Below are 11,876 nucleotides of genomic sequence, written 5' to 3' on the forward strand. Positions count from 1 at the left end.
GATATGATAGTTTTTATGAAAAAACATAATGGGAGAGAACATAAATGAGCAAAACACGAATTATTATTGATGCAGATACAGGTATTGACGATGCACTGGCGATTCTATATGCCTTACGTGCTCCAAACGTAATTGTAGAAGGAATTACAACCGTTTTTGGAAATATTGAGGTCGAAAAGGCGGCGGACAATTCACTGCGGCTAATTGAGCTTGCTAAGCCCGGTTATGAGATTCCTGTAGCGATCGGAGCATCCAAGGCACTTGTTCGTGAACACTCAGGCTACGCCACTCATGTGCATGGTGAGAACGGTATTGGCAATGTGGAAATTGCTCCATCCAGCCAGCGTCCCATTAGCGAAACTGCATCTGAGTTTATTGTTCGGATGGCTAATGAGAATCCCGGAGAGATTGTATTAGTCACACTGGCACATTTAACCAACCTTTCAATGGCGCTTGATATAGACCCTGGTATTAAGAATACTTTGAAAAAAGTAGTGGTGATGGGCGGTACGATCTTCAATCCCGGCAATAGAACACCGGTTGCGGAAGCGAATATTGCTGGGGATCCGGAAGCTGCTGATCATGTATTTACATCTGGGCTTCCTGTTATGATGGTGGGTCTAGACGTTACGCTTAAGACGCGGATTACACAAGAGCATATCGATTTATTAAACCGTTTTGGACGTGAAGAAAATAAAGCGATCATTTCGTTTATGGAACAATCGCTTACTCATTATTTTAATTTCTATCGTGAAGCGAACTTTTTGATCAACAGCGCACCGCTGCATGATCCACTCGCACTTATGGTTGCGCTGCAACCAGATCTAGTAACCTACAAAGAGATGAATGTTCGTGTGGAGCATAAAGGTGAGTTTACATCGGGAATGGTCGTAGCGGACTTGCGGGCTCAGCCAAAAGTGGGTAAACCCATACAAGTTGCAGTGGATGTAGATGTTGAACGAGCAGTGGGAACCTTTTTGAGCGTGTTTATGTAATTTTGCCGACCTCTTCTAATATGACAAATAATTTCGAAGCTCAAAGATGACAATCTATTAATTTTACAATTGGATAATCTTTGGTAAAATGGTAGAGGACATATAAGAGTTTACAAGATTAGACTGCATATCATAGAAGAGGGAGACTTAACATTCATGAATAAGCGAATCGGTAAATTAGTATTATGTATGGCTATTTCGCTAGGAGGCACCACGGCGTTATTCCAAAATACCACACAGGCAGCCACAGCTGGTGGAGTTAGTATTGTGCTGGATGGTTATCCACTACCCTTTCCAGTAGAACCTGTTGTGATGAGCGGAACAACGATGGTGCCATTCCGAGCTATATCTGAAGCTTTGGGAATTAATGTCGAGTGGAATCAAGCGCAGAAGAAAATTACGGCTACCAAAACAGATACTGCAGGGACCAAAGTCGTAACCCTGACCCTTGGCAGCAAAAATGCAGGTGTTAACGGCGCGGTTGTGAAGTTAGGAGTTGCTCCGCAAACGATCCGGGATACAACGATGATTCCCCTTAGCTTCTTTGGCCAGCAGTTTGGTGCGGGTGTAGCTTGGAATCAATCCACGAAGACCGTATCTATTACTTCGCCGAAGACTGAGCTGTACACTCTTGGTTTCTATGCGCTGAGTTCTTATAGTGAGATTTCCTTACTTCCTAATTTTGATGCTGTGGCCTTCGGTTGGAGTGGGATTGATAAAAGCGGGCAATTCACCACAACGGGGACTGATTTCAAATGGCCTCAGGCGGCTGGTGACGTAACACCAGAATCAATTGTCACGAATGCAGCGGCAGGTGGAACAGCTCCTTATCTGATGGTCTTCTCTGGAGATACCGCATCAGAATTAACTAAGAACCTGGAAGATAAGCAGCTTCAAGAACAGACGATTACTGGAATCGTAGATCTTGCAACGCAAAAAGGATTCCAAGGCATTACCCTGGATCTGGAGGGCCTAGGTCTAACAGGTGATAAGGCGAAGGTGCAAGCGGATTACAATGCTTTTGTGAAAAACCTATCACAAAAAGCACATGTAGCAGGACTTAAACTTACCGTTATTCTTCATCCATTAAATAGTTCTTATAAAGGTTATGATTACAAAACTTTAGGAACACTTGCAGATGATTTGGTCATTATGGCGTACGATTATTTACAAGAGAAAAAAGTTCCAGAGCCGATGAGTTTAGTTGATGAAGGCATCCGGCTTGCGCTTCAGCAAGTGAGTAAGGATAAGCTGATCCTCGGGATCTCTGTGTATAGCGAAAACGAATCTTCAGTGAATTCGAAGGTAGGACTTGCTAAACGTTATGGCCTTAAAGGAATTGCAATCTGGCGTTTAGGTCTGATCGGACAGCCTGTCTGGAACGAGATGGGGAAGTCAGTAGAGTAAGCAGCAACGATCAAAAAGAGTGGTACCGCGAAGGTTAAACCTATCGCCTCTTTGGAGGCGATAGGTTTTTTCTGTTCTCTATAGAATAAATACTATTGAAGGTGGGTGTTTTATCTACCTAAGGTTTTTTTATGGGCAGAATGCAACTGTTTAGAGAGAATATCAGACGAGAGTGTTGAACAATTGGACTGCTATGCCGCTGCTTGCGAGTATCTTTTAATACCAAAGTATGAAGAACGTTATTTAGATACGGAGGTTACACTCAACGATATAACTATGCACATGCAAAATCTCAAGAAAAAATGGATAAATGGATGGCGTGGATAATTAGCCTCCGTAACTGGCAGCCGATTGCTGTCTTCATAAGCGTTTAACGCCAATCTTTCGAGTGTTGGAGGTGAACACAACTGAGGGCATAAAGAGACCAAAAATACGAAACCAGTCCGAAGTTCGGAGCAGGTGTTGTGTTTTATCGTTCATTAAGCAGTAGCACAGAAAAATTGTAAGTTCTTCATTGGCCTCTGCATCTGCAGAGGGCTTTTCTATTGATCGGATCAATTCCATTAATCGCAATACTCAAGTCATTTAACTAACGAATCATATTCATGAGGAACAAACATATCACCAAATTTCTTTCTCATCATTATTTGAGTTTGTAATGCTTGTTCATAATTAGAACCCGTAGCAATGAAAGCCAAATTCTTCTCTTTAACATCTATCCAGTTAGTAGATGGCCAAATATTGATGTTTTCAAATTTATCATCAAACCACATTAGAGCGTATTGATTTATTTCGTATGGTGCGGAGGAGTCTAGATAAAATAGAGTACTCATATTTATGCCTTTATTTCTTTTAGTGATATATACAGTGACCTCTTGATCTTTTGTGAAGTCATAGGCATCTATTGAGACATTTCCAACAAATTTCTTTTGACCAAATATTGGTTTATATAGTGTCCCATTAACCTTAATTATGGTACTTTTAGCTGAAGCAGAGTTGTTAAGGGTGAACACGACGGCAGTACGTTCTACGTTAACCTTTTTCGGGAAATTGTAGTTATATAAAAACAAAGCAACACCTATTAGCACTAAAAATAGTACAACTGAAATTAAGGTTATAGGTTTCTTTAATCTCATAATTCCCCTCCAAATTAAAATAGTTGAGATTTACGTCAAAAACGCTTTGACGCAAATCTCAACTTCAAATAATTGAAATCTATTACAATAAATAACCCATACCCATAGGCATAGCAGGGGTAATAGTTTGAACGGTTTTACCATCAATCCCGGTAAGAGTAATTTTTGTTATGAAAGAAGTTGCAGTAGGCCCGCTGAGATAATAATTTATTGCGGCAGAAGAATCTCTATGATACAGGGCAGTATAACTAAATTGTTTCGATGATCCCTGATTTATTGTTGCATTTGTTGTGGCACCAGTTGTTGAAGCATAGCTAAACGTAGGAATAGAATATGCACTAGCGCCGCTAACTGTACTAGTAATTAATGCTAAACTTTGATAAGAATCAGACTTGCTAGCTTCTTTTATAAACATAAAATCTACTGATTCGTACCAGTTCCAAGTATAACTCGCCGAAATATTTTTGACTGTAGTTGTTTTACTAAAGTTAGAATCAGAAATAAAGTTCTTTACCGCGTCATATATAGTTATGGTAGCACCTACATAACTATTAAATGAACCAAGAGTAGTTGTCGCAGCTGACACCAAAAGATTGGAAACCCCCGCTTGCAACGAATTTGAGTTTGAAAGAAACGTTACTCCCGTATTTTTGAGTGCAGAATTTTGAGCATTAGATTCTGCCGTTACATGTTGAACTTCATATGTAACCCCATTTTTGACCCAGTTAGACCGGAAACTAGACCAAACAATGTTTGTGCTCGCCGGTAAATCAACAAATGGTTGTATTTGTGAGCTGTCTGTTCCTAAGGATTTTTTTTGTGCTATTACAACTTGTGCTTCCTCTGGAGTTAAAAAATCTACCCCCAAAGATTCTAGTTCCTTCCCTAGCTTTTCATATTCTATTTCGTAGCCAGCCTTATGTTCTCCCAGTAGATCCGCTCTTTCTTGATAAATCTTACTAATCTGTGCTTCGACATCGTTGTTGTTGCTACTTGAAGCGCTTACAACACCTGTTGATCCAAGAAGTAAAGAACTAATCAGTACTAATGAGGCAATTTTTCGGAATATCATCATAATCCTCCTTTTTTACCAAAAATACTATATTTTGGCTCTTTATTAGTATATAAGATCTTATGAAAATCTGTCAATGATTAACATAATCGAATGAAGGAGAGATTCAGGAATGCGCTTCGAGAGTACCGTTCTTTCTTCATATAGAAGCTCCTTTAATTTAAAATGGTCTATATAATCCAGAGTGAAAGTAATGTAAAATTACCAATTGATACGGTAATAACAAAGGAAACTGGAGAAAAATCCGGTTGGAAGAACGGATATTTCCGTAGTCACGATCGTTAGCTGTTATAGCTGGCAATTCGAATGTTATAAAACTCACATTAACCTAAGCCATAAACCTATATAATCTCTAAGGTTGAACTTTTGAACTAAATTCATTATTTTTCAGGAGGACTTTAGAGTATGAGATATAAAGCATTAGAGCTCGACAAACCGCTTACTTATGAGCTGGAAGGGTTAGAAATAGGGGTAACTTCGAACTGTAATTTCCGCTGCGATTATTGCTGTGCATATAATAGAAATGATGGACAAAGCATCAAAGCAAAAGAGGTCATCCGCATTCTGGACGAACTTCCAGGCCTTAAAAGAGTACGCTTATCAGGTGGAGAAGTGACGCTGAAATTCGATGACTGTGTGGAAATTGTAACCTACTGCGCATCCAGAGGGATTCAGACACAGTTAAATTCCAACGGCAGTCTTTTAAATGCTGAACGAATTGGCCAATTGGTCTCCGCAGGATTAACGACTATACATATTTCCTTCAATTTTACTACTGCGGAAGCTTTCTCAAAATATTATAATATTCATCCAAGCATCTATGAAAAAATAAGAGAAAATATTACCCTATTCGCTGCAACAAGTGTGGATACCGTACTGGAGACGCTGCTGTTCAGTGAAACCCAGGATAATATGAAGGAGATCAGCGATCATGTCTACGCAATGGGCGTGCGCACACATGAAATTCAGAACAGTATTATCATGGATCATACGGGTTGGAAGTCTATAGCTGCACGGGAACAATTAAAGAATGCAGTGAGCGAGCTGATCGCACGGAAGAAAGAAGATACGATTCTGTATTTCACCTGTATGGACCGCTTTATGGACGCCCTTGGGTTCGAAGAGCAGCCGGGTGTGTATTTTCCTCACTGTATTGAGGGGAAGAAGCAGCTTCATCTGCATGGAAATGGCGACATTTTGATTTCAGAGCTTTGCCATCCGGTGATTATCGGCAACATTTATCAAGGAACTTCACTAAAAGATTTATACAATAATATGCCAGCGCCATTGGCACAGTTTTTGGATAAGCAACCCTGCCCAGCACTGGATGCATTGTTTCCACAAGGCATAGAAGTTTAACACTCTATATAGATTAATTCGAGGGACCAATTTAAGAATTGGTTCCTATTTTTTTATGGTAGACTTAATAAAAAACAAAGATAAGGGATGTATGAGCTTCATACATAAGGTGTACTGCCAAGTGTTTGCTAATATAAGAAATGGACTCATCAAATCTAATGTTGTTCTAGAAAAGATTATGCCGTTATTAACACCCACAGCCATCGTGGTCGGCGTACTTAACGAAAGCAGACTGCTGCCGTTCACAGGTCTCGTGCCCTGGATTTTTGCTGTAATGACGCTGATCGGTAGCTTGAAGTCCAACCTAAAGGATCTGTTGGGGGTACTTCTGAAACCTCAGAAGCTGATTATTCTAATGGTAATTTTACATATTGTAATGCCGCTGATCGGCTGGCTTGCAGCCATGGCTTTTTTTCCGGGAGATCCATATACAGTAACTGGTTATGTATTGTTGTTCGCGATTCCTACAGGTGTTGTAAGTGTGGTATGGGTGTCGATGTACGGAGGGAATATTGCGCTGACATTGGCGCTTATTCTGATTGATACGCTCTTGTCGCCCATTGTTGTCCCGGGTACCTTATATTTGCTGATGGGAGCGAGTGTTGAAATTCAGCTAGGCGATATGATGAAAGGGCTGCTATGGATGGTAGTCATTCCTTCTGTAGTTGGGATGCTGCTGAATCAATGGACAAAAGGGAAAGTAAATACGGTATGTGGTCCGCCGCTTGCTCCGTTTGTTAAAGTCGGATTGTTTGTAGTTGTTTCTATTAATGGGGCCAGCATTGCCCGTTATCTGAAACATCCGGATGGCAAATTAGCGATCATTATTGGAGTGACCTTCATAACCGTTGTGCTTGGCTATGTGATCGGAGCTTTGGTGTCACGCCGTTTCCGCTTTAGTTATGAAGATTCCGTGGCGGTGCAGTTTAATTCGGGTATGCGGAATTTAAGTGCGGGAGCTGTATTATCGGTGAAATATTTTCCTCCTGCTGTCGCGCTTCCAGTAATTTCGGGGATGTTATTCCAACAAATACTCGCTGCGATGTCTGGTCTATTTTTACGTAGTAGAACTAAACGACTGTTAAGTGAGGGTGCATTAATGCAAGCGAATACTGTCTCTCAGCTAGAACCACCTAGTTCTTCTAGGACAGATGACAGGCCTTGTTAACCATCTTGTGAAGGATATAAGACCTAAAAGCTGTGATATTTTATTCATTTACATGAAAAATTTCGACATTTTATGATATATTTCTTATTTTTGCGCGATTTATATTCACTATTCAACTTTGCCACCCGATAGTAATTGTATTATTTACAATTTCATTGTTCGCAAATGAACAAGCAGTCGGAAGGATGAAAAGAATATGAAGATTCGCCTAAAGTTATCACTTGTTATGATAGGTGTGACCCTTTTATGTATTTCTGTAATGGGGATATTTACGTATTTGAAATCAACTCAGGCGATTGTGAATCTTACTGAGAATTCTATGAAGCAGGTCAATACGAACAAAGCTCAGACTATATCAGCCATGATAGCAAAAGAGCAGAGAAGTACAGAGCTTATTGCGAGCCGTTCGGAAATTGTTGATCTACTGCTGCAAGCTGGGAATGGTGGAGTTAACAAAGGAGATAAGCTTCAGAATGAGGTGAACGCCAGTCTACAAAGCATTGTGGAGGAAGCAGGAAACCTTGAGCACATTCTAGTCAGTGATATGAAAGGTATTAGTGTGGCTGACAGTGATACTAAGCTTATAGGGACAGATTTTAGTGAAAGAGATTATACGAAAAGAGTAATGGAGACGGCTGAGCCTGTGATCAGTGAAACGCTGAAATCAAAATCTACAGGAGCTTATGTAGTGGCTTTTGTACAGCCCGTAAAGAGTAATGGAAAGATGATTGGATTTATTGCATCAGCTGTTTCCGCAGATAGTATGATTAAGTATTTGGCCGATACCAAAGTGGTAAACACGACGAGCTCCTACGCTTATTTACTGGATGAGAACGGCAATAAATTATATTATCCGGATAAAACACAAATTGGTCAGCCTATTGAGAATACGCAGATCGCAGCTGTTATGGAGCGTGTGAAATCTGGTGAGAAGGTAGCGGATGGCCTGCTCAATAATACATATAATGGTGTGGAAAAAAAATCAACCTATACAGTTTTACCTGAGACGCACTGGTTGCTTGTATTAACCGCAGACCTCGATGAAATCGTGAAACCTGTCACTGATATGAGAAATTTCAACTTATTTCTTGGTGTGGGAAGTTTGATTATTGCCTTGCTGATTGCTCTTTATTTTGCTAAAAAAATCTCTTCTCCGATTGTTAAACTAACGGACATGATTAATAAAACGGCAGAATTGAATTTAACGCATGACTCAGAGTATGAGTATTTGACTAAAAACAAAGATGAGACAGGGACGATCGCCAAAGCGATGTTCAGCACCCGGGCTACACTTCGTGAGATGGCTGGAAGCTTAATTACGATCTCGTCCAAAGTGCTTGAAAATGCAGAAACGCTGGAGAAGCTGTCTATAGATGTGCGGGAAAATGCCCACGATAATTCAGCGACTACGCAGCAGCTATCGGCAGGTATGGAAGAGACCGCAGCCTCCACGGAGGAAATGACAGCAGCAATTACAGAAATTGATAACAATGTATCCGGGATCACCAATAATGTGAAGGAAGGCGCTGCCGTTTCTAGACAAATTAGTGAGCGGGCGCTGACTCTTCAGGATGAGGCAACAGAATCTACGACGAATGCTAAACAAATTTATGAATCCGTGCGAATCGATATGGAAAAAGCGATTGAGCAGTCGAGCGCGATTGCAGAGATTAATGTACTGACGGATACGATTCTATCCATTGCCAGTCAGACCAATCTGCTGGCCCTGAATGCAGCTATAGAAGCGGCAAGAGCGGGGGAGGCAGGTAAAGGTTTTGCGGTTGTAGCTGGTGAGATTCGGAAGTTGGCTGAGAAGTCGTCTAAGATTGCGGCCGGAATTCAAGGTGTGGTAACAGGTGTATATTCCTCTGTTGAATCCATGAAGGAGAATTCTGAGGCATTACTTTCTTTTATTGACCAGAATGTCCTAGCAGATTATGAACGATTAACTGAGGTAAGTCAGCAATACAACAGTGATGCTGCTACTGTAAATACGCTGTTAAAACAATTCGAGAGCGCAGCCGATCATTTGAGTATGGCCATATCGAGTATTAATATTGCCGTTAATGAGGTAGCTGCTACAGTAAACGAAGGAGCTATAGGGATTCAGGATATCGCGGTGAAAACGGCGGATATCGTGGAAAAAACATTCCTAGAGGTTACTATGGCCGATGAAAATACTCAAAGTGCCAAAGAGCTTCAGGGGTTAGTAGATAAGTTTAAGATCTAGGGGTTTGAAATGAATTAAGGGAATCCTTATCTCTTTTTCATAAAATATTAAGCTTGCAGGGTTATAGTACATGTATAACCTCCCTTATATATAGACTTTACCCCGCCGGTCGCCGGCGGGGTCTTTTTTTATGCGGATCTTTTTAGAAGAATATAAGGCAGCAGTTTATCCAGTAATAAGGTAGATGGCTTCATCTAATGGAACTATAACTTCTGTTTGTTCCTTCATATCCTTCAGACGCACCTTATCCGCACTGGATTCACTCTCGCCGATCAGAATAACGTAACGTATTTTTTGGGATGAGGCTGTGGCGAGTTGCTTTTTAAGTTTTCTTTTACCGGATACCAGACTGGTCCGGATAGAACAGGCACGGAGCTCGGCGGCTGCAATTAAAGCCTGTGGGAGCGTCTCGCCAACCGGAATGACCATAACCTCTGCTGTCTTGCGCTCTTGGATAGGACGTTCTGCAAGGAGCGCCATGATAGACTCCATACCAAAAGATAAGCCAACCGTCGGATATTGAATATCCTCTCTGCCCACTAGCTGTCCGATGATAGCGTCATATCTGCCTCCACCACCCAAGCTTGAGGTAAAGGAACCGGATGCATCAAAGATCTCGTAGACGGTTCCAGTGTAGAAAGAAAGCCCGCGGGATAAGAAGGGATCGAAACGGCAAGTCTGCTGCAGCTGAATGTCTTGGAGCAGCTTTTGCAGGACAAGAACCTCCATTGCTCCCGGTTGTCCGGTAAGACTATATTTTTCGCATAACTGCTCAAAGCTTGGATTGTCCATTTCAATAAGCTCTAGAATATCAGCGATGGTTGCAGATTCGATTTCCTTGCTGATCAATTCATTTTTCACGCCGACGAGGTTGATTTTTTCTAATTTATCCAAGGTTAGCATAACGGACAGTTGGTCCTCGGCAGGTACACCAATCGATTCCAGGATCTCACCGAGAAAACGTCTGTTGTTCCATTTTAGGATGATCGGGATGTCCAGCTTGCGAAAAGCTTCTGTGGCCAGCTGCATCAATTCAGCTTCCGCCTCAGGTCCTGAAATACCAACAACATCAACATCGCATTGCAGAAATTCACGCAGGCGCCCACGTTTCACGGGACCATCACGGAATACTTTTCCGATCTCATAACGCTTGAAGGGAAACACTATTCCAGGATTTAAGGCGATCACTTTGGCAAAAGGGATGGTCAGATCATATCGTAAGCCCAGCTTGCGGTTGCCTTGATCGGTGAGTTGGTACATCTCCTTGAGAATTTCATCCCCACCTGCATATTTCGAGGTTAATAACTCCAGTTCATTTAATAATGTGGTGTCCATGGATTCAAAATCATAGAGTTCGAACAAATCCTGCAGCGTATTTTGAATGTTCTTTCTGAGCGCCTGCTCTTTTCCGAAGTAATCATAAGTTCCTTTAATGTTTTGCATCGTTAGTAGCTCCTTTGAATTGGCATAGTTTAGAAATAAAAAAACGCGCAGGACCTCATGGTCCTGCGCGTGATCTATGCCGCAGGGAGGCCAACGCGAGTAGCGTTAGCCTCCCTGAGAATTTCAGGGTTGCTAACGCTGTTTGTGATAATAATGAAGTTGATTCAGCATGATTGTTATGGTGTTCATCAGAATCAATTCCCTTCGACATTTTGATTACTGCCGATTATAGCGGATCATTTGGAGCCGTGCAAGTAAGAATTTGTTATAACAAAGATTTTTAGTAGGCGAATGGACAGGCAATCAGCTATAATAGGGCTTCGATATTTCATAGGTGAGGGGAGCTTGTTGACGATGAATCAACCTTTAATAATAGCCCGGGCGGAAGAATTTGTGAAAGAACAACTAGGACAAGATACTACGGGGCATGACTGGTGGCACACCCATCGGGTCCGCAGCACGGCATGTGAAATTGCTGAGATCGAGCGTGCGGATGTTTTTATCTGTACGATGGCAGCCTTGCTGCATGATGTTGCAGACGAGAAGCTTAATCCGTCAAAAGAAGCAGGTCTGCTTAAAGTCCACACTTGGCTTACGGCAAACCTTACAGAGGAGGAGCAAATTCGTCATATCATGCTGATCGTTGAAACGATGTCTTTTAGTGGTGGTGGAGGAGAACCTATGCAGACTCTGGAAGGTCAAGTGGTGCAGGATGCAGATCGACTAGATGCACTTGGCGCGATTGGCGTTGCCAGAACCTTTATTTTCTCAGGCGCAAAGGGACGTCCGGCTTATGATCCGGAAGTTTCTCCACGCGAGGAGTCGCTGCAGAAGGAATACAGGGATTATAGCAAAGGGACGGCTGTGAATCATTTTTATGAGAAGCTGTTGAAACTAAAATTCTTAATGAATACGGCTTATGGACGCAAGTTAGCGGAAGAACGGCATGATTTCATGTTGAATTTTCTGGACCAGTTCTATAAGGAATGGAATCAAGGACGCCAATAACTGCTATAATGATAAGTATGCACAAGATGGAAGGATCGCGGAGTTTCCGCTTTAACCA

9 protein-coding genes are annotated in these 11,876 nt (G+C 41.7%); 6 read left to right on the plus strand and 3 right to left on the minus strand.

Features of this window, described 5'->3' with window-relative positions; translation table 11 throughout:
- Window positions 1–44: 44 nt before the first annotated feature.
- Complete coding sequence (locus NYE58_RS12125) at window positions 45–995, plus strand: nucleoside hydrolase (protein ID WP_076276377.1); 951 nt, start codon at window positions 45–47, stop codon at window positions 993–995.
- A 156-nt stretch (window positions 996–1,151) separates the two neighbouring features.
- Window positions 1,152–2,402, plus strand: coding sequence for a stalk domain-containing protein (locus NYE58_RS12130; protein WP_445671757.1), 1,251 nt, complete (start codon window positions 1,152–1,154; stop codon window positions 2,400–2,402).
- Window positions 2,403–2,983: 581 nt separating this feature from the next.
- Here NYE58_RS12130 and NYE58_RS12135 read toward each other — a convergent pair.
- A complete protein-coding gene (locus NYE58_RS12135; protein WP_076276375.1) occupies window positions 2,984–3,538 on the minus strand; it encodes a hypothetical protein in 555 nt (184 codons plus the stop codon).
- A gap of 82 nt (window positions 3,539–3,620) precedes the next feature.
- Window positions 3,621–4,610: a hypothetical protein gene (locus NYE58_RS12140; protein WP_076276374.1), complete on the minus strand. Its 990-nt coding sequence runs from the start codon at window positions 4,608–4,610 to the stop codon at window positions 3,621–3,623.
- A gap of 405 nt (window positions 4,611–5,015) precedes the next feature.
- Here NYE58_RS12140 and NYE58_RS12145 point away from each other — a divergent pair, with 405 nt between their 5' ends.
- The 3 genes from NYE58_RS12145 to NYE58_RS12155 all read left to right on the plus strand — a co-directional run bounded on the left by NYE58_RS12145 (window position 5,016) and on the right by NYE58_RS12155 (window position 9,367).
- Window positions 5,016–5,969: a radical SAM protein gene (locus NYE58_RS12145; RefSeq protein ID WP_038569765.1), complete on the plus strand. Its 954-nt coding sequence runs from the start codon at window positions 5,016–5,018 to the stop codon at window positions 5,967–5,969.
- Window positions 5,970–6,060: 91 nt separating this feature from the next.
- Window positions 6,061–7,137, plus strand: coding sequence for a bile acid:sodium symporter family protein (locus NYE58_RS12150; RefSeq protein WP_341001975.1), 1,077 nt, complete (start codon window positions 6,061–6,063; stop codon window positions 7,135–7,137).
- A gap of 196 nt (window positions 7,138–7,333) precedes the next feature.
- Window positions 7,334–9,367: a methyl-accepting chemotaxis protein gene (locus NYE58_RS12155; RefSeq protein ID WP_076301241.1), complete on the plus strand. Its 2,034-nt coding sequence runs from the start codon at window positions 7,334–7,336 to the stop codon at window positions 9,365–9,367.
- 165 nt (window positions 9,368–9,532) lie between these two features.
- Here NYE58_RS12155 and NYE58_RS12160 read toward each other — a convergent pair whose 3' ends face one another.
- A complete protein-coding gene (locus NYE58_RS12160; protein ID WP_076276372.1) occupies window positions 9,533–10,810 on the minus strand; it encodes a histidine--tRNA ligase in 1,278 nt (425 codons plus the stop codon).
- A 354-nt stretch (window positions 10,811–11,164) separates the two neighbouring features.
- Between NYE58_RS12160 and NYE58_RS12165 the strand changes: the two genes are divergently transcribed.
- Entirely contained in the window at window positions 11,165–11,818 is a 654-nt protein-coding gene (locus NYE58_RS12165) for an HD domain-containing protein (RefSeq protein ID WP_076184328.1), read from the plus strand.
- The last annotated feature ends 58 nt before the right edge of the window (window positions 11,819–11,876 follow it).

It is taken from the genome of Paenibacillus sp. FSL L8-0708, from assembly GCF_038009325.1.
Lineage (GTDB): Bacteria > Bacillota > Bacilli > Paenibacillales > Paenibacillaceae > Paenibacillus_AQ > Paenibacillus_AQ odorifer.

Excerpts from the sequence above, each read along its gene's own strand:
- NYE58_RS12125 (WP_076276377.1), top strand. The coding sequence starts at position 45 with ATGAGCAAAACACGAATTATTATTGATGCAGATACAGGTATTGACGAT.
- NYE58_RS12130 (WP_445671757.1), top strand. The coding sequence starts at position 1,152 with ATGAATAAGCGAATCGGTAAATTAGTATTATGTATGGCTATTTCGCTA.
- NYE58_RS12135 (WP_076276375.1), bottom strand. The coding sequence starts at position 3,538 with ATGAGATTAAAGAAACCTATAACCTTAATTTCAGTTGTACTATTTTTA.
- NYE58_RS12140 (WP_076276374.1), bottom strand. The coding sequence starts at position 4,610 with ATGATATTCCGAAAAATTGCCTCATTAGTACTGATTAGTTCTTTACTT.
- NYE58_RS12145 (WP_038569765.1), top strand. The coding sequence starts at position 5,016 with ATGAGATATAAAGCATTAGAGCTCGACAAACCGCTTACTTATGAGCTG.
- NYE58_RS12150 (WP_341001975.1), top strand. The coding sequence starts at position 6,061 with ATGAGCTTCATACATAAGGTGTACTGCCAAGTGTTTGCTAATATAAGA.
- NYE58_RS12155 (WP_076301241.1), top strand. The coding sequence starts at position 7,334 with ATGAAGATTCGCCTAAAGTTATCACTTGTTATGATAGGTGTGACCCTT.
- NYE58_RS12160 (WP_076276372.1), bottom strand. The coding sequence starts at position 10,810 with ATGCAAAACATTAAAGGAACTTATGATTACTTCGGAAAAGAGCAGGCG.
- NYE58_RS12165 (WP_076184328.1), top strand. The coding sequence starts at position 11,165 with ATGAATCAACCTTTAATAATAGCCCGGGCGGAAGAATTTGTGAAAGAA.